This is a genomic window from Ruegeria sp. BB5 (genome assembly GCF_056539405.1).
The window spans coordinates 1-18,683 of sequence record NZ_JBQFUX010000010.1; the positions used below are offsets into that span (position 1 = coordinate 1).

13 protein-coding genes are annotated in these 18,683 nt (G+C 57.3%); 3 read left to right on the forward strand and 10 right to left on the reverse strand.

Translation table 11 applies throughout. The features are described from left to right. From ACR0DL_RS18050 to rpsL, 4 genes are all read right to left on the reverse strand, one after another. Positions 1-169, reverse strand: a 169-nt coding sequence (locus tag ACR0DL_RS18050) for a GTP-binding protein (protein ID WP_480559235.1), incomplete at its 3' end; no start/stop codon positions are given. A gap of 60 nt (positions 170-229) precedes the next feature. Next, positions 230-2,347 carry an elongation factor G gene (gene fusA, locus ACR0DL_RS18055; protein WP_170350956.1) on the reverse strand — a complete coding sequence of 706 codons (2,118 nt, stop codon included), beginning with the start codon at positions 2,345-2,347 and terminating at the stop codon, positions 230-232. 18 nt (positions 2,348-2,365) lie between these two features. Next, on the reverse strand, positions 2,366-2,836 hold the full coding sequence (rpsG, locus tag ACR0DL_RS18060; RefSeq protein ID WP_058283017.1) for a 30S ribosomal protein S7: 471 nt from the start codon (positions 2,834-2,836) through the stop codon (positions 2,366-2,368). Positions 2,837-2,851: 15 nt separating this feature from the next. After that, positions 2,852-3,223: a 30S ribosomal protein S12 gene (gene rpsL / locus ACR0DL_RS18065; RefSeq protein ID WP_005621086.1), complete on the reverse strand. Its 372-nt coding sequence runs from the start codon at positions 3,221-3,223 to the stop codon at positions 2,852-2,854. Between the two features lie 396 nt (positions 3,224-3,619). Between rpsL and ACR0DL_RS18070 the strand changes: the two genes are divergently transcribed. Next, positions 3,620-4,432: a putative rhamnosyl transferase gene (locus ACR0DL_RS18070; RefSeq protein ID WP_480690614.1), complete on the forward strand. Its 813-nt coding sequence runs from the start codon at positions 3,620-3,622 to the stop codon at positions 4,430-4,432. Here ACR0DL_RS18070 and ACR0DL_RS18075 read toward each other — a convergent pair. The 6 genes from ACR0DL_RS18075 to rplJ form a co-directional block, all read right to left on the reverse strand. After that, positions 4,411-5,280 (reverse strand): DMT family transporter, encoded by an 870-nt coding sequence (locus ACR0DL_RS18075; RefSeq protein WP_480690616.1) that lies wholly within the window; start codon positions 5,278-5,280, stop codon positions 4,411-4,413. The two genes, ACR0DL_RS18070 and ACR0DL_RS18075, sit on opposite strands and share 22 nt — an antisense overlap. Before the next feature lie 124 nt (positions 5,281-5,404). Then, positions 5,405-6,184, reverse strand: coding sequence for a hypothetical protein (locus ACR0DL_RS18080; RefSeq protein ID WP_170350959.1), 780 nt, complete (start codon positions 6,182-6,184; stop codon positions 5,405-5,407). A gap of 230 nt (positions 6,185-6,414) precedes the next feature. Then, on the reverse strand, positions 6,415-10,656 hold the full coding sequence (rpoC, locus tag ACR0DL_RS18085; protein WP_170350960.1) for a DNA-directed RNA polymerase subunit beta': 4,242 nt from the start codon (positions 10,654-10,656) through the stop codon (positions 6,415-6,417). Between the two features lie 52 nt (positions 10,657-10,708). Continuing rightward, on the reverse strand, positions 10,709-14,845 hold the full coding sequence (gene rpoB / locus ACR0DL_RS18090; RefSeq protein ID WP_170350961.1) for a DNA-directed RNA polymerase subunit beta: 4,137 nt from the start codon (positions 14,843-14,845) through the stop codon (positions 10,709-10,711). A 250-nt stretch (positions 14,846-15,095) separates the two neighbouring features. Next, complete coding sequence (gene rplL, locus ACR0DL_RS18095) at positions 15,096-15,470, reverse strand: 50S ribosomal protein L7/L12 (protein ID WP_170350962.1); 375 nt, start codon at positions 15,468-15,470, stop codon at positions 15,096-15,098. A gap of 79 nt (positions 15,471-15,549) precedes the next feature. Next, positions 15,550-16,068 (reverse strand): 50S ribosomal protein L10, encoded by a 519-nt coding sequence (rplJ, locus tag ACR0DL_RS18100; protein ID WP_058283024.1) that lies wholly within the window; start codon positions 16,066-16,068, stop codon positions 15,550-15,552. A 417-nt stretch (positions 16,069-16,485) separates the two neighbouring features. Here rplJ and ACR0DL_RS18105 point away from each other — a divergent pair, with 417 nt between their 5' ends. Then, the gene (locus tag ACR0DL_RS18105) at positions 16,486-17,448 is read left to right on the forward strand and encodes a phosphotransferase (protein WP_480690618.1); all 963 of its coding nucleotides are present in this window, start codon (positions 16,486-16,488) and stop codon (positions 17,446-17,448) included. A 167-nt stretch (positions 17,449-17,615) separates the two neighbouring features. After that, positions 17,616-18,656, forward strand: coding sequence for a Hint domain-containing protein (locus ACR0DL_RS18110; protein WP_425081854.1), 1,041 nt, complete (start codon positions 17,616-17,618; stop codon positions 18,654-18,656). The last annotated feature ends 27 nt before the right edge of the window (positions 18,657-18,683 follow it).

Here is an 18,683-nt window from a genome sequence, read left to right on the forward strand (position 1 = left end):
TGATGCCACGAGCCTTCTCTTCAGGCGCGCCGTCGATTTGGTCATACGCTTTGAAGTCACCGAAATACTTGGTGATTGCTGCGGTCAGCGTGGTTTTACCGTGGTCAACGTGCCCAATCGTGCCGATGTTGACGTGCGGTTTTGTACGCTCAAACTTTTCCTTTGCCATGATGGCCTCCTTTTTCGGTAATGAAGGGAGCGCGTTAGCCGCGCTCCCTCAAATCTTCGCTTATGCGTATTTCGCCTGAATCTCGTCCGAGATGTTCTGCGGAACCGGATCGTAGTGGTCGAACTGCATGGTGAACTGGGCACGACCCGACGACATCGAACGCAGAGTGTTGATGTAGCCGAACATGTTGGCCAGCGGAACAAACGCATCGATGGCGATCGCGTTGCCGCGCGGCTCTTGTCCAGACACCTGGCCCCGACGCGAAGTCAAGTCGCCGATGATACCGCCGGTGTACTCTTCCGGGGTGATCACTTCGACTTTCATGATCGGTTCCAGCAGCTTCGCGCCAGCTTTGCGCATGCCTTCACGCATACACATCCGCGATGCGATTTCGAACGCCAGTACGCTCGAGTCAACGTCGTGGAACTTACCGTCCAGCAGGGCAACCTTGAAGTCGATCACGGGGAAGCCAGCCAGCGGGCCGCTATCCATGACCGAGTTGATGCCTTTTTCAACACCGGGGATGTATTCCTTCGGAACGGCACCACCAACGATGCGGCTTTCGAAGGAATAACCTTCGCCCGGCTCGGTCGGCTGGATCTCCAGCTTGACTTCCGCGAACTGACCCGAACCACCAGACTGTTTCTTGTGGGTGTAGGTGTGCTCGACTGGCATCGAGATGGTTTCACGGTAGGCCACCTGCGGCGCACCAATGTTCGCCTCAACCTTGAACTCGCGCTTCAGGCGGTCCACCAGGATGTCCAGGTGAAGTTCGCCCATGCCCTTCATGATGGTCTGACCAGATTCCAGGTCGGTTTCCACACGGAAGGACGGGTCTTCGGCGGCCAGACGGGCCAGACCCTGGGACATCTTCTCTTGGTCGCCCTTGGTTTTGGGCTCAACCGCGATCTCGATCACCGGATCGGGGAAGGTCATGGTTTCCAGAACCACCGGATCCTTCGCGTCACACAGGGTGTCACCGGTGGTGGTGTCTTTCAGACCCGCCAGCGCGATGATGTCGCCTGCAAACGCTTCTTCGATCTCTTCCCGGTTGTTCGAGTGCATCATCATCATACGACCGATGCGCTCTTTCTTACCTTTGGTCGAGTTCAGGATCGAGTCACCCTTGTTCATGGTGCCCGAGTAGATCCGAGTGAAGGTCAGCGAGCCAACGAAGGGGTCGTTCATGATTTTGAACGCCAGGCCCGAGAAGGCCATGTCGTCGTCTGCACGACGGGCGATGTCACGAACTTCTTCCTCATCGCCGGGCTTGAAGCCCATGTAATCAACAACGTCCAGCGGGCTGGGCAGATAGTCGATCACAGCGTTGAGCAGCGGCTGAACGCCTTTGTTCTTGAACGCCGAACCACCCAGAACCGGAACGAACGCGATTTCCAGTGTCCCTTTGCGCAGCAGGGCGCGCAGGGTCGGAACGTCGGGCTCATTGCCTTCCAGGTATTCCATCATCGCGTCGTCGTCCATTTCGACGGCCGCTTCGATCATCTTGCCGCGCCATTCGTCAGCCATGTCTTTCAGGCTGTCGCGGATCGGAGCTTTGATCCAGCTTGCGCCCAGATCTTCGCCCTGCCACAGCCACTCTTCCATGGTGACCAGGTCGATCAAGCCTTCCAGCTCGGACTCGGCGCCGATCGGAATACCAACCGGAACAGCACGTGCGCCGGTGCGGTCTTCGATCATGTTGACGCAGTTGAAGAAGTCAGCGCCGATCTTGTCCATCTTGTTGACGAAAACCATACGCGGAACCTTGTAGCGGTCAGCCTGACGCCACACGGTTTCGGTCTGGGGTTCAACACCGGCGTTTGCGTCCAGAACGCAGACGGCACCGTCGAGAACTGCCAGCGAACGTTCAACTTCGATGGTGAAGTCAACGTGGCCGGGAGTGTCGATGATGTTCAGGCGGTGCTTAGGCGTTTCTGCGGTCTGACCGTCCTCGGTGCGTTCCCAAAAAGTGGTGGTCGCAGCCGAAGTGATGGTGATGCCGCGTTCCTGCTCCTGCTCCATCCAGTCCATGGTGGCTGCACCATCGTGCACCTCACCGATGTTGTGGGATTTACCAGTGTAATACAGGATACGCTCCGAGCAGGTGGTCTTACCTGCGTCGATGTGCGCCATGATACCGAAGTTACGGTACAGTTCGAGCGGATATTCGCGTGCCATTGGTCTAAGCCTCTTGGATTACCAACGATAATGGCTGAAGGCTTTGTTCGCCTCGGCCATCTTGTGGGTGTCTTCACGCTTTTTCACGGCAGTACCGCGGGACTGTACAGCGTCCAGCAGTTCACCGGCAAGGCGTTCTTCCATGGTGTTTTCGTTGCGGGCGCGTGCAGCCGAGATCAGCCAGCGGATGGCCAGGGCTTCGCGGCGCTCGGGGCGTACTTCGACCGGAACCTGGTAGGTTGCACCACCAACCCGGCGCGAGCGAACCTCGACCGACGGTTTGATGTTGTCGAGCGCTTCGTGGAACACTTCGACCGGTGCGCGCTTGATCTTGCCTTCAACGCGATCAAAAGCGTTGTAGACGATGCGCTCTGCGACCGACTTCTTGCCGTCGATCATCAGGTTGTTCATGAATTTGGTCAGTACCTTGTCGCCAAATTTGGCGTCAGGCAGGACTTCGCGTTTTTCGGCGGCGTGACGACGTGACATATCAGCCTCTCCTTCTTACTTGGGACGCTTCGCGCCGTATTTCGAACGACGCTGCTTACGGTCTTTGACGCCCTGAGTATCCAGAACACCGCGCAGGATGTGGTAACGCACACCGGGAAGGTCTTTTACACGGCCGCCACGGATCAGAACAACCGAGTGTTCCTGCAGGTTGTGGCTTTCACCGGGGATGTACGAGATGACCTCGAACCCGTTGGTCAGGCGCACCTTGGCAACCTTACGCATAGCCGAGTTCGGCTTTTTAGGTGTGGTGGTGTACACGCGGGTGCAGACGCCGCGTTTCTGCGGGCACTGCTCCAGGTGCATGGACTTCGAGCGTTTTACTTTGGGCTGCCGCGGTTTGCGGATCAGCTGTTGAATAGTTGGCATTCCGGTTTCTTCCCCGTTTTGCAACACACATGACATGCACGCGCATTGCGTGCGGTTAAACTTGCTGCACTTATGCGTCCACAAGCGCAAAACCCGCGAGCGTTCCCATTCCGAGGTGAACGTCGCGGTTGGTTATCAGAGGGCGCGAACTGCAAAATTGTTCAGGCCTTGACCAGTCCATTACTGAAATCGGTTATGGGGCGGCCCCCGGTACCGAGATAGCGCGCGTAATAGGGGGAGTCGGAGCAAGTGTCAACAGTGCACCCGTATGGGTGTCTCACCGGTCTGTTTATGCGGGAATATCAGGCCCCTTCCGGAATTTCCAGCACCGCAGCCGTTGCGACACCCTTTTCGGGAAGGCATAGTCTGTGCAACACGCTGCCCCACGGATCAAATATGCAAATCATCGGCCTGTGCCGCTTTTCCTATCCTGCCTATGGTGGCTTTCAAGTCGAACATGAAACGATCGAAGAACGTCGGCGGTACCTTTACAACCCCGCCCGCCTAGAAGAACGCTTTCGCCTGTTCGAAACCACTACACTGCCCTGCCTTCGAGAACAGACCAACGAGGATTTTCAGTTTCTCATCGTGATCGGTGATTGCCTTCCCAAACCCGCTCTGGATCGATTGCGCGATCTAACCGCCGGCATGCCCCAGGTTCAGATCATCGCCCGCGCTCCGGGTCGACATCGCAAGGTGATGAAAGAGATTCTGAATGCCGCCCGCAACGACCCCAGCGACCCTTGCGTTCAATTCCGCCATGACGACGATGATGCCGTGTCAGTGGATTTTGTCGAACGTCTGCGCCTTGCCGTCGACGAGAGCAATGGTCTGATGGAGAACAACCGAACGGTCGCCATCGACTATAACAAGGGCTTTCTGGCCGAATTCGGGACAGATGGCATTCAGGCTGCCCAGGTTATGCGCCCCCTGTTGGGGATAGGCTTTGCGATGCATGTACGTGGAAATTGCGAGCAGACAATTATGAATTTCGCCCATCACCGGATCGGGGATTTCATGCCGGTCATCAGTTACCCTGACGCGCCGATGTGGGTGCGCACGCTCAACCAGTTTAACGATTCACGCAATGCGCGTGACACTAAGACTGAGCTGTTGCCTCTGACACCCGAACAAGAAGGTGAATTCATCGCCCGCTTTGCGATAGATCAGAACCTTGTGCGTCAAGTTCACTCGGCGGGCTGCGTCTGACGTTCGCGGAATAATGTGAACAGCCCTGCCCCAACGACCAGCGTTGCCCCGAACATGGTGATCGTGTCCGGCCATTCCCCGAAAATGAGCCACCCCAGCCCCAGCGCCCAGATCAGGCTGGAGTATCGGAAGGGCGCGACGAACCCGACCTCGCCTACGCGCATAACCATGACGCTGAAAAGATAGCCCCCAAGTACGAAGACCGCTGCCGATGCCACCATCAAACCAGCACCGACCGGTACCGGTTCCCAACCTGTTGCCACCGTGGCAATCCCCGCCGACACGGTAATCGTCAGGGACGTCGCCAAGGTAACCGCCAGCGAGGGCACATGCACCGACATCCGCCGCGTGATCAAATCCCGCGCCGTGACCGAGGCCACCGCAATCAAGGCGTAGATCGCGTATATGCTGAACCCCTCGGGGCCGGGCCGCACAATCAACAGCATCCCGGCAAAGCCCAACACAATCGCCAGAACTCGTCGCCACCCGATCTGTTCGCGGAAAAACAGCACTGCGCCCAGCGTGACCGTCAGCGGCAGAGCCTGCAGCACTGCGGTCACGTTGGCCAGCGGCATATGCAGCAACGCGGTCAGAAAAAAGAACGTGGCCGACAGCTCGGCCAGACACCGGATCACCACCAGCCATTTGTCGTGACGCGGGAAATTTAGATGCAACGCCCCAAGATGACGCGCCAGCAGAAACACCAAAACCGTCGCCAAAAGTCCGCGCATTGCTACCATCTGAAACAACGGCACCTCGGCACCTGCCGCCTTGATCAGAGCATCATTGATGGTAAAGGCGGCCATGCTGCCCATCATCAGCAGCGCGCCTTTCACGTTTGGAGTCATGGTTAAAGAATCCGGTCGAAAGTCGATTGCTGCATTGGCTCAATCGATCGACTTATTGTCAACGCAACTTAGTAGGCGAACAGGAAAATTACGTCTCAATTTGCCGGACACAATCTAATCGCCATCAAAATCCAAAGACGCGCCCGCCGCCGATACCTTCGACGGTCACCCCGGCACTTAGGTTATGCGTCGCGATCAGCCCTCCGGACATGTTTAAAACCCCAAGCCGGTTGCCGTTTTGAAGTGCAACGTAAAGCTCACGGCGTTCAGCGTTGATCCCGAGGCCAAAGCGCTCAATCTGCAACGCCGCGCCAACCGAGGGGTTGGTTGGGCGAATGACCCTTTTGGTGGTGCCGTTCAGATCAATCTCGGCAATCAGACGATTACGAATAAACAACACGTAGAGGGTGCCGGTATTTTTGTCGAAGGCCAGCCCGCCTATCGGTCCTTGTGGCTGCGCAAGCCTGATATGGCGCACGAACTGCCCGTCGCGCGTCAATTCTGAAATCATCAGACCGTTTGGATGATCCAGGAAAAGATGACCGTCTGCACCCCGAATAGCGAGCCCGCATTCCTTGATCGGGAAGTCGTCAGGAGTAACCCCTCCGCAACCGGCCGGTACGCGCTGCGCCGAAAAGGTGCGTAGAACGCGGCCATTTCGATCAAGTTCCTGCAACTGTGTACCGGGGAGATTGCGCAGGAAAATCCGCCGCCGCGGCTGGTCATAGGCAAGACCCACTATCGAAGCGGAAACTGGAATAAGCCGTGTGGTACCGTCGGGAATTTTTACTTCCCGAGACGGCTGCCCCTGCGGCATCCCGACATAGGCGTAATCACTACATGCCGCCAGCAGGCCAATCCCCAAAACCGATAATGCACGAGACAATTTCAATACAGCTCTCATAATTCAAATCTCCAGTGGATTTGTGCGTGAGACGTAAAAAACCATACCATGAAAAGGGTTTTTCCAAAATAAATCTGCTCATATTAATTTGCGCCGGACCGAGCCGCACAGTCTGCGACCCAACCCTTGCCATTGTCAGCGCTTCAATCCGGGCAAAGGGCACAGGCGGCCACCCAAAGAAAAAGGCCCCGCGAAATCGCGGGGCCTGATTTTTGGATTATCGTAGTCGCTTACTCGCGGCTTTCCGGGGTTTCCACCAGAACGTCCAGCTCGTCTCCAACCATGTCGTCTTCGACAATCGGGGCAGCCAAGGCAGCGGCCGCTTCGGCCTCTTCCCGGCGGGCTTCGATCACGACGTTGTCGCGGCTTTGTGCGACCTGACGCACAGCCTGGGTCGCACCACCTGTACCGGCCGGGATCAGGCGACCGACGATGACGTTCTCTTTCAGGCCAACCAGCTTGTCCTTCTTGCCCTGTACTGACGCTTCGGTCAGCACGCGGGTGGTTTCCTGGAACGACGCCGCCGAGATGAACGAACGCGTCTGCAGCGAGGCTTTGGTGATCCCCAAGAGGATCGGTTCGCCCTGAGCCGGACGGCCACCGCGCGAGAGGGTCTTCTCGTTGGCTGCGTCAAACTCCTGCTTGTCGACATGTTCGCCTTTCAACAGGGTGGTGTCGCCTGAATCCAGGATCTCCCACTTCTGCAGCATCTGGCGCACGATGACCTCGATGTGCTTGTCGTTGATCTTCACGCCCTGCAGACGATAAACGTCCTGCACCTCGTCGATCATGTAATCCGCCAGCGCTTCGACACCCATAATGGACAGGATGTCATGCGGGGCCGGGTTACCATCCATCAGGTATTCGCCTTTCTGGATAAAGTCACCTTCCGCGACCGGGATATGTTTGCCCTTGGGAACCATATACTCGATCGTTTCCATCGACTCATCCGCCGGTTCGATGCTGATGCGGCGCTTGTTCTTGTAGTCGCGGCCAAAGCGCACGTAACCATCGGCTTCTGCGATGATCGCGTGATCTTTCGGACGTCGGGCTTCGAACAGTTCGGCCACACGCGGCAGACCACCGGTGATGTCCTTGGTCTTGGCACCTTCGCGCGGGATACGCGCGACAACGTCACCGGCTTCGATCTGCTGGCCATCTTCGACCGACAGGATCGCATCCACCGACATCGGATAGTGAACCGGGTTGCCCGCATCGTTGCGGACCGGCTCGCCATCTTCACCGACCAGAATGATTTCGGGCTTCAGGTCGCTGCCTTTGGGGGCCGCACGCCAGTCGATCACGATCTTCTGAGTCATGCCGGTTGCGTCGTCGGTCTCATCGCGGACAGCGATGCCCGAAACGAGGTCAACGTATTTCGCAGTACCGGCTTTCTCGGCGATGATCGGCAGGGTGTAGGGATCCCACTCGAACAACTTGTCGCCACGGGCCACCTTGGTGCCATCCTTGACGAACAGCTTGGAACCGTAGCCCAGCTTGTGGCTGGCACGCTCTTCGCCGTGTTCGTCCTTGATCACCAGCTTCATGTTCCGGCCCATGACCAGACTTTCGCCTGCGGCATTGACCAGGATCTGCGGGTTCTCGAAGGAAACGACACCGTCCTGGCTGGCTTCTTGGAACGACTGCTGACCACCTTGCGCAACACCACCAATGTGGAAGGTCCGCATCGTCAGCTGTGTACCGGGCTCACCGATGGACTGGGCGGCGATGATGCCGACAGCCTCACCCGTGTTCACCATGGTACCGCGCGCAAGGTCACGACCGTAGCAGGTCGCACAGACGCCTTCCTCAGACTCACAGGTCAGAGGCGAGCGGATGCGCATGGACGCAACACCGGCTTCGTCAATGGTGTCGGCCATACGTTCGTCGATCAACTGACCAGCGGCCACGATCACCTCATCGGTGCCCGGACGCAGAACGTCATCGGCAGAGACTCGGCCCAGCACACGTTCAGCCAGCGAGGCAACAACCTCACCGTCGTTCACCGCAGCTTCGGCGGTGATCGCGCGCTCAGTGCCACAGTCGATCTCACGAACGATGCAATCCTGCGCCACGTCTACCAGACGACGGGTCAGATAACCTGAGTTCGCCGTCTTCAGAGCGGTATCCGACAGACCCTTACGGGCGCCGTGGGTCGAGTTGAAGTATTCAAGAACGGTCAGGCCTTCCTTGAAGTTCGAGATGATCGGCGTCTCGATGATGTCACCGTTCGGTTTGGCCATCAGGCCGCGCATACCGCCCAGCTGTTTCATCTGAGTGACCGAGCCACGCGCACCGGAGTGGGCCATCATATAGACTGAGTTCGGTTCCTGCTCGGAACCGTCCTCTGCCCGATCCGAGGATGAGATCGTGCTCATCATCGCTTCGGTCACGCGGTCGTTACACTTCGACCAGGCATCGACAACCTTGTTGTACTTTTCGCCCTGAGTGATCAGGCCATCCATGTACTGCTGTTCAAAGTCCTTCACCTGACCGCGGGTGTCATCAACGATGCCCCATTTGTCATCCGGAATAACCATGTCGTCCTTGCCGAACGAGATGCCCGCCTTGAACGCTTCTTTGAAGCCCATCGACATGATCTGGTCACAGAAGATAACCGACTCTTTCTGACCGCAGTAGCGATAGACGGTGTCGATGACCTGCTGCACTTCTTTCTTCCGCAGCAGGCGGTTTACCAGTTCGAACGGCGCTTTGTTGTTCATCGGCAGCAAGGCACCCAGACGCAGACGGCCCGGAGTGGTCTCGTAACGCTTCTGAACTTCGTTGCCTTCGTCGTCGATCTGCGTGATCCGCGCGGTGATTTTCGAGTGCAGATGCACCTCACCCGCGTCCAGCGCGTGCTGGACTTCTTCGATCGAACCAAAGACTTTGCCTTCGCCCGGCATGCCTTCGCGTTCCAGGGTCACATAGTACAGACCCAGGATCATATCCTGCGACGGAACGATGATCGGCGCACCGTTTGCAGGCGACAGAACGTTATTCGTCGACATCATCAGAACACGGGCTTCCAGCTGGGCCTCAAGGCTCAGCGGAACGTGAACGGCCATCTGGTCACCGTCGAAGTCGGCGTTAAAGGCCGAACAGACCAGCGGGTGCAGCTGGATGGCTTTACCTTCGATCAGGACCGGCTCGAACGCCTGAATGCCAAGACGGTGCAGCGTGGGTGCACGGTTCAGCATGACAGGGTGTTCGCGGATCACCTCGTCGAGGATATCCCACACTTCGGGACGCTCTTTCTCGACCAGTTTCTTCGCCTGCTTCACGGTCGAAGACAAACCTTTGGCTTCAAGGCGCGAGTAGATGAACGGCTTGAACAGCTCCAGCGCCATCTTCTTGGGCAGACCACACTGGTGCAGCTTCAGCTCGGGACCGGTCACAATAACCGAACGGCCCGAGAAGTCGACGCGCTTACCCAGAAGGTTCTGACGGAAGCGGCCCTGCTTACCTTTCAGCATGTCTGACAGCGATTTCAGCGGACGCTTGTTGGCACCGGTGATCACACGGCCACGACGGCCGTTGTCGAACAGAGCGTCAACGGATTCCTGCAGCATCCGCTTTTCGTTGCGGACGATGATGTCAGGCGCGCGCAGCTCAATCAGACGCTTCAGACGGTTGTTCCGGTTGATGACGCGGCGATACAGATCGTTCAGATCCGAGGTCGCGAAACGGCCACCGTCCAGCGGAACCAGCGGACGCAGCTCCGGCGGAATAACCGGGATCACGGTCATCACCATCCACTCGGGGCGGTTGCCCGACTCGAGGAAGGATTCGACAACCTTCAGACGCTTGATGATCTTCTTGGGCTTCAGTTCGCCGGTTGCTTCGGCCAGATCAGCGCGCAGCTGCTCGGCTTCGGCTTCCAGATCGATCTGGGCCAGCATCTCACGAATGGCTTCGGCACCGATGTTGGCGGTGAACGCATCCATGCCATAGGCATCCTGCGCATCCATGTACTCTTCTTCGGTCAGCATCTGGCCGTAGGTCAGGTCGGTCAGACCGGGCTCGATGACGACATAGTTTTCAAAGTACAGAACGCGTTCCAGATCGCGCAGCGTCATGTCCAGCATCAGACCGATGCGGGACGGCAGCGATTTCAGGAACCAGATATGTGCGACGGGCGCGGCCAGTTCGATGTGGCCCATACGCTCGCGGCGGACTTTCTGCAGGGTGACTTCCACACCGCATTTCTCGCAGACAACGCCGCGATACTTCATCCGCTTATATTTGCCGCACAGACATTCGTAATCTTTGATCGGGCCAAAGATACGCGCGCAGAACAGACCGTCACGCTCAGGCTTGAACGTCCGGTAGTTGATGGTTTCGGGTTTCTTGATCTCACCATAGGACCAAGACAGGATCCGTTCAGGGCTGGCCAGCGAGACCTTGATCTCGTCGAAAACCTTCGGCGGCGTCAGCGGGTTGAACGGGTTGTTGGTGATTTCCTGGTTCATTTTGATACCTCAAATTTTGCGGAAGGGGGGACGGGAGGAAGAGCCGAGGCCCTTACTCCTCAACCTCCGCATCCAGGAGTTCCATATTCAGGCCGAGGCCACGGACTTCTTTAACCAGAACGTTGAACGATTCCGGTACGCCCGCTTCAAAGTTGTCCTCGCCCTTGACGATCGACTCATAGACCTTGGTCCGGCCGGCGACGTCATCCGATTTCACGGTGAGCATCTCCTGCAACGTGTAGGCGGCGCCGTAAGCTTCCAGAGCCCAGACTTCCATCTCACCAAAGCGCTGACCACCGAACTGCGCCTTACCACCCAGCGGCTGCTGGGTAACCAGGCTGTACGGCCCGGTCGAACGCGCGTGGATCTTGTCATCCACCAGGTGGTGCAGTTTCAGCAGGTATTTGATGCCCACGGTCACCGGACGTGCAAATTGCTCACCGGTGCGACCGTCGAACAGGATCGACTGACCACTTTCCGAGAAGCCCGCACGCACCAGCGCATCGTTGACGTCAGCCTCTTTGGCACCATCAAAGACCGGGGTCGCGATCGGAACACCGCGGGTCACGTTGCCCGCCGCCTCGATCAGGTGACCCTCGTCCATGTTGGCAATGCCTTCTTCATAGACATTCTCGCCATAGGCCAGCTTCATCGCTTCGCGCACCGGGGTCAGGTCGCCGGAACGGCGGTATTCACCCAGAGCTTCGTCGATGTTCAGACCCAGACCGCGCGCGGCCCAACCCATGTGGGTTTCAAGGATCTGACCAACGTTCATACGCGACGGCACGCCCAGCGGGTTCAGACAGAAGTCAACCGGAGTACCATCGGCTAGGAACGGCATGTCTTCCATCGGGACAACCTTGGAGATCACACCTTTGTTCCCGTGACGACCGGCCATCTTGTCGCCCGGCTGCAGCTTACGCTTCACGGCGATAAAGACTTTGACCATCTTCATCACACCCGGCGGCAGGTCGTCGCCACGGCGGACCTTCTCGACCTTGTCTTCGAAACGGGCGTCCAGAGCACGCTTGAGCACTTCGTACTGCTCGTTCAGCGCTTCGACGATCTGTGCGTCCTTCTCGTCTTCCAGCGCCAGTTGCCACCACTGACCACGGGTCAGGGTTTCCAGCAGATCCTCGGTGATTGCCGAGCCTGCCTTGACGCCTTTCGGGCCTTTGACAGCGGTTTTACCCAGGATCAGGCCTTGCAGACGCGCATAGATGTTGCGGTCCAGGATCGCCAACTCGTCGTCCCGGTCACGGGCCAGACGCTCGACTTCTTCACGCTCGATCTGCAGCGCACGCTCGTCCTTCTCGACGCCGTGACGGTTGAAGACGCGAACTTCGACCACTGTACCGTAATCGCCCGGCTTCACGCGCAGCGAGGTGTCGCGCACGTCAGATGCTTTTTCACCAAAGATGGCGCGCAGCAGCTTTTCTTCCGGGGTCATCGGGCTTTCGCCCTTCGGAGTGATCTTGCCGACCAGAATATCGCCCGGCTCAACATCCGCACCGATGTAAACGATGCCCGCCTCGTCGAGGTTACGCAGCGCTTCTTCACCGACGTTCGGGATGTCGCGGGTGATCTCTTCCGGGCCCAGCTTGGTGTCACGGGCGGCGACTTCAAACTCCTCGATATGGACCGAGGTAAAGACGTCATCGCGCGCGATACGTTCACTGATCAGGATCGAGTCTTCGTAGTTGTAGCCGTTCCACGGCATGAACGCGACGACCACGTTTTTACCAAGCGCCAGTTCACCGATATCGGTGGACGGACCATCGGCAACAACCTCGCCTTTCATGACGGTGTCGCCCACTTTCACCAGCGGACGCTGGTTGATGCAGGTGTTCTGGTTCGATCGCTGGAATTTGCGCAGACGATAGATGTCAACGCCAGCGTCGCCCAGTTCCAGATCTTCGGTGGCACGGATAACGATACGCTGGGCATCGACCTGGTCGATGATACCGGCGCGTTTCGCCTGGATCGCAGCGCCCGAGTCGATCGCAACCTTTTCCTCGATCCCGGTACCGACCAGCGGTGCCTCGGCCCGCAGCAGCGGAACCGCCTGACGTTGCATGTTCGAGCCCATCAGAGCGCGGTTGGCGTCGTCATTTTCAAGGAACGGAATCAGCGATGCGGCAACCGAAACCAACTGTTTCGGCGACACGTCGATCAGGTCCACATTCTCGCGCGGAGCGAGGGTGTAGTCACCGGCCTGACGGGTCGAAACCAGATCGTTGATGAACTTGCCGTTCTGATCCAGCGTCGCGTTCGCCTGCGCCACGGTGTGACGCATTTCCTCGGTCGCGGACATGTAGTGAACCTCATCGGTCACCTCGGCGTCTTTGACAACGCGGTAGGGTGTTTCGATGAAGCCATACTTGTTCACGCGGGCAAAGGTGGCCAGCGAGTTGATCAGACCGATGTTCGGACCTTCCGGCGTTTCAATCGGGCACATCCGACCATAGTGGGTCGGGTGAACGTCACGCACCTCAAAGCCCGCACGTTCGCGCGTCAGACCACCGGGGCCAAGCGCCGAGAGACGGCGTTTGTGGGTGACTTCCGACAGCGGGTTGGTCTGGTCCATGAACTGCGACAGCTGCGACGAGCCGAAGAATTCGCGGACAGCAGCAGCAGCCGGTTTCGCGTTGATCAGGTCCTGCGGCATGACGGTGTCGATCTCGACCGACGACATACGCTCTTTGATCGCGCGCTCCATGCGCAGCAAGCCGACGCGGTACTGGTTTTCCATCAACTCGCCGACCGAACGGACACGGCGGTTGCCGAGGTGGTCGATGTCGTCGATGTCGCCTTTACCGTCACGCAGCTCCACCAGCGCCTTGATGCAGGCCACAATGTCTTCGCGGCGCAGGGTGCGCAGGGTGTCCGGCGCGTCCAGAGCCAGACGCATGTTCATCTTCACGCGGCCAACGGCGGACAGGTCATACCGCTCGCTGTCGAAGAACAGCGTGTCGAACAGGGCCGAGGCCGCTTCGACGGTGGGCGGCTCGCCCGGGCGCATGACACGGTAGATGTCCATCAGCGCGCTTTCGCGGCCCATGTTCTTGTCCTGCGCCATGGTATTGCGCATGTAGGGGCCAACATTGACGTTGTCGATGTCCAGAACCGGGATGTCGGTGATACCTGCGTCGATCAGCTCTTTAACTGTGCCGCCGATCAGCTCGCCGTCCTTGTCGTATTCCAGGGTCAGTTCATCACCGGCTTCGACATAGATCGCGCCGTTTTCTTCGTTGATGATGTCCTTGGCGACGAACTTGCCGACGATGTGATCAAAAGGAACCAACAGGTTGGTGACGACGCCTTCTTCGATCAGCTTCTTGACCGCGCGCGGAGTGACTTTCTTACCTGCTTCAGCAATCACTTCACCGGATTTGGCGTCAACCAGATCATAGGTCGGGCGGGTGCCGCGCACTCGCTCGGGGAAGAACGGCGCGATCCAGCCCTTTTTCTTGTCCAGCTTGTAGGACACGGTGTTGTAATACGCGTCCATGATCGCTTCTTGATCCAGACCCAGCGCATACAGCAGGGTTGTCACAGGCAGTTTGCGGCGGCGGTCGATACGGGCGAAAACGATGTCCTTGGCGTCGAACTCAAAGTCCAGCCAGCTGCCGCGATACGGGATGATGCGGCAGGCAAACAGCAGCTTGCCCGAGGAATGGGTTTTGCCCTTGTCGTGATCAAAGAACACACCGGGCGAGCGGTGCATCTGGGACACGATCACACGCTCGGTACCATTCACGATGAAGGTCCCGTTCGGCGTCATCAGGGGCATATCGCCCATGAACACGTCCTGTTCCTTGATGTCTTTGACCGACTTGGCGCCGGTATCTTCGTCGACATCAAACACGATCAGACGCAAAGTGACCTTCAGCGGCGCGCTGTAGGTCATGTCGCGCTGCATGCACTCTTCGACGTCGTATTTGGGTTTTTCCAGATCGTATTTCACGAACTCCAGAACGGAGGTTTCGTTGAAATCCTTGATCGGGAAAACCGATTGGAACACACCTTTGATGCCTTCGCCGTCAGTGGGCTGCTCTGCATCGCCGGAGCGTAGGAAAAGATCATAAGAAGATTTCTGGACCTCAATGAGGTTCGGCATCTCCAGCACTTCGCGGATTTTGCCGTAATATTTCCGAAGACGTTTCTGGCCAAGGAACGTTTGAGCCATGTCAGATGTCACCTTTCGATGTTCTCAGCGGGCAAAGACACCGTCGGGCCCCGGCGCCTTGCACATTCGAGACGACACGTCCGGATCAATTCGTGGCCACCGTCCCGAAGGCAGCCTCCCGATCCGAAAACCGCGTCTTAGAAAACGCCCCCGTTCATGAGGCCCTTTCTAAGACAGGTTCGGCTGGACCCGGATTTCTCCGGGCCCAGCCAAAATTTGCGGCGCATCAGCGATGCGCCAGACAACGGGCTTAGGCCAGTTCGACCTCGGCACCAGCTGCTTCCAACTTGCCTTTGATCTCTTCGGCTTCGTCTTTCGACACAGCTTCTTTGATCTTGCCGCCAGCTTCGACCAGCTCTTTGGCTTCTTTCAGGCCCAGACCGGTGATGCCGCGAACTTCTTTGATCACGTTGATTTTCGAAGCGCCGGCGTTCTTCAGAACGACGTCGAATTCGGTTTTTTCTTCCTCAGCTGCGCCACCGGCGTCGCCACCAGCTGCAACCATTACGGCGCCGCCAGCTGCGGGCTCGATGCCGTATTCGTCTTTGAGGATGGTTTTCAGTTCTTGTGCTTCCAGCAGGGTCAGACCCACGATGCTTTCTGCGAGTGCTTTCAGATCAGCCATTTTATCAGCTCTTTCCGTTTACAGTGTGTGTTCCAACGTCAGGGTGTTCACCCTACGCAGATCATTCAGTGCCAACCGCTTACGCAGCTTCCGCCTTCTCTTCGATGGTGGAAAGGATGCTTGCGATGTTGCTTGCAGGTGCGCCAATCGCGCCGGCGATGTTCGAAGCAGGTGCGCCAATGCAGCCCACGATCGAAGCAATGAGCTCCTCGCGAGACGGCATTTTCGAAACTGTTTCGACGCCTTTGCGGTCCAGAGCGTTCTCACCCATTGCACCACCAAGAATCTCAAAATTCTTGTTATCCTTGGCGAAGTCCTCGGCCACCTTGGCTGCTGCCACGGGGTCCTCGGAGTAGGTCAGAACGGTCATCCCTGTCAGCAGGTCGGCCATGCTTGCACACGGCTTACCCTCAAGGGCGATTTTGGCGAGCCTGTTCTTGGCAACACGCACGGCGCCACCCGCGTCACGAGCACGTGCGCGAAGGTCCTGCATCTCGGCAACTGTCAGACCGGCGTAGTGCGAAACCACTACGACGCCAGAGCTTTCGAAGATTTGGCCGAGTTCCTCGACCACTTTCTCTTTCTGGGCTCTATCCACAGTTCTCTCCAAGTTAGGGGTGATACCTCACCCCGGCTCATATTTGCCGAAGGGTTAACCCCGGCGTTCAGGTCCGTTGTTACGGGATTGGCCAAAACTCGCCCGAGGATCGTGACCCTCAGAATTCTTTGGTCTTACCCGTCTCAGGCAGGGAATTAAGGGGCCGAATGGACCCACCCACCGTCTTGGACGAAACAAAATAAAGCGCACGACGAATCGCACGCTTTATTCCGCAGCTCTATTTAGGCCAGATGGCAGGGGTTTCCAAGGGGTAAATTGACCGTTCCAACCGGTTTGCTTTATCGTCCAGATCCGTTGCGCAAAACCCAAAGCCAGCCATCACAGCATTGACATGACACCAGCCCTGAGGTCCATTCGATCCGCACAGTGAAAAGCCACATAGAACGACGCATTTGAATGCTGGATCTTTCCGATACTGAACAGACAATCGCTTCAGAGTATGTGGCCGAGTTTTCACGGCGCAATCCTGTCGGGCCTGTGCAGAAAGTCGAATGCGTCTATCGCTCGCACGCGTTTCCGGATTCGCGTCTGGTCTTGAAAATCACAACCGGAATTGAAAGCTTTGCGCTGAAAATCGACAACAACTCTCCCACCACTGGAAGGCTGCGGGATGAGTTCGGCCTGCTAACCGATCTTCACCAGCATTTTGAAAACAACCCGTCATCGCAGGTTATCCGCCCGATTTACCTGTCGCCATCTGAAACCTTCTTTGTCACCGAATTCATCAACCGGCCAACCGCGGTCGACCTGATCTATAACAGCAAGAACGAAAATCAGGTTGCCCAGATTTTTCGCCGTGCTGGTTCATGGTTGAATGATCTTCATGACCGCCACCCCCCGGCGAGCTATGCATTTCGGCCAAAATGGATGACGGACAGCATTCGCGACCTGTCAACTACAGTGCCCTATGATATCGCGGGCACAAGTCGGAAAATGGTAAACGTCATGCTGGCCGAAGCTGCTCGCCTGAAGGGCATTCAGGATATCCGGGTCTTTTCGCATGGAGATTTTCACGGGCAGAACCTGATTGTCGGGCAGGGAAAAACGATTGGCCTGGATTTTACTGAATCCCGCGAAAAGCTGGCCGTGTACGATATCGTCGACTTTCTAAAGGCAGATATTTTTCGCGACGGGGCCGGACCCGATGTGGATCGCAGCGGTATTCTCAGAAAAAACAAGGATATGTTCTTTCGCCGTTATCGACATCCCATCAACATGGAAATTCTGGATTACTGCATCCGGGGGCGGTTGTTGAAGGACTGGCTGGCTTTGTGGCAACCCAACCACGACTATAGCCCGTTTGAGGAAGACAAACGACAGCGGTTGGGCAATCGCTTGAAAGTTGTGTTTCAAGGATAATGAGACTGTTGCGGCAACCGTCCCAGTTGACAATTATTTGTGCGGTATTTTGAAGAACCCGGTTGACGCAACCACCCAACCAATTTCTTATCTTTCAGCATAATTTCGCGTGGCCTTCGTCGCCCTTGGCCCAACATAACAAGTACAAAAGAGGAATAATCGCGCAGATGGTTCTCCGCAGTTTTTTCGCTCAGGACAGTGCCAGTCTCATCGCCACATTTGTTCCGGCCGGGGGCGATGCCAATGACATTGTCGTCGGTGGATCTATTATCAACAACTCAGACACACCGGACGGCACCATTTTTGCCTATTCGGGTGGATTTGGCACTACTGTCACGCTAGACGACACCAGCGGCAGCCCGGATATATTCGACGACGATCAGGAAACGGGCCACGTCATTACCGATGGCGGTGGCATCGTCACAAATGGCACACAGGTTGAATCTGAGTCCGTGATCACCGTGCGGGCTCTGGACATTAACGGAAACCCAACCGGACCCGAGATTGACATCTACGTGTTTTCCCAGAACGGGGTCACGCAGGACGTTTGGGGCTATAGCACGTCGGCCCCCCTGGTGCCGGGAACCTCTTATGTCAAAATCAGCGGCTCAAACGCGGGGTCGTCGCCCTATACGGATTTCATTACCTGCTTTGGCCTGGGAACCCTGATCGAAACCGAAGATGGTGACGTCGAAGTGCAGAACCTGAAAAAGGGTCAGCGCGTCTGGACCCGGGATGGCGGGCTGCAACCGATCCTGTGGATCGGAACGACCGAGGTTCATGGCCACGGCGCGTTCGCTCCGGTCGTGATCGAAGCTGGCGCCATCGGAAACACGCATGAGCTTGTGGTCTCGCAACAGCACAGGGTCCTGATACAGTCACCGGCAACCGACATGCTGTTTGGCTCGTCCGAAGTGTTCGTGGCCGCCAAGCACCTGTGCGGCCTTCCCGGCGTTTCGATCCGTGAGACGGACCGCATCACCTATACGCATTTCATGTTCGACCGGCACCACATTGTGCGATCAAACGGCGCGCTGACGGAAAGCTACTATTACGGCGATACTGCCAAATATTCCCTATCATCCCCGCAAAGGGCGGAAATCCTCGCGCTTTTCCCTTCGGTTGAAGAGATCGGAAATGCGTTCCAGCACACGGCGGTCAAGACAATCGGGGCGCATGAAGCCCGCGTATTACGCACATACCTCTGATCACGCGGACCGCAAAAATGAAAAACC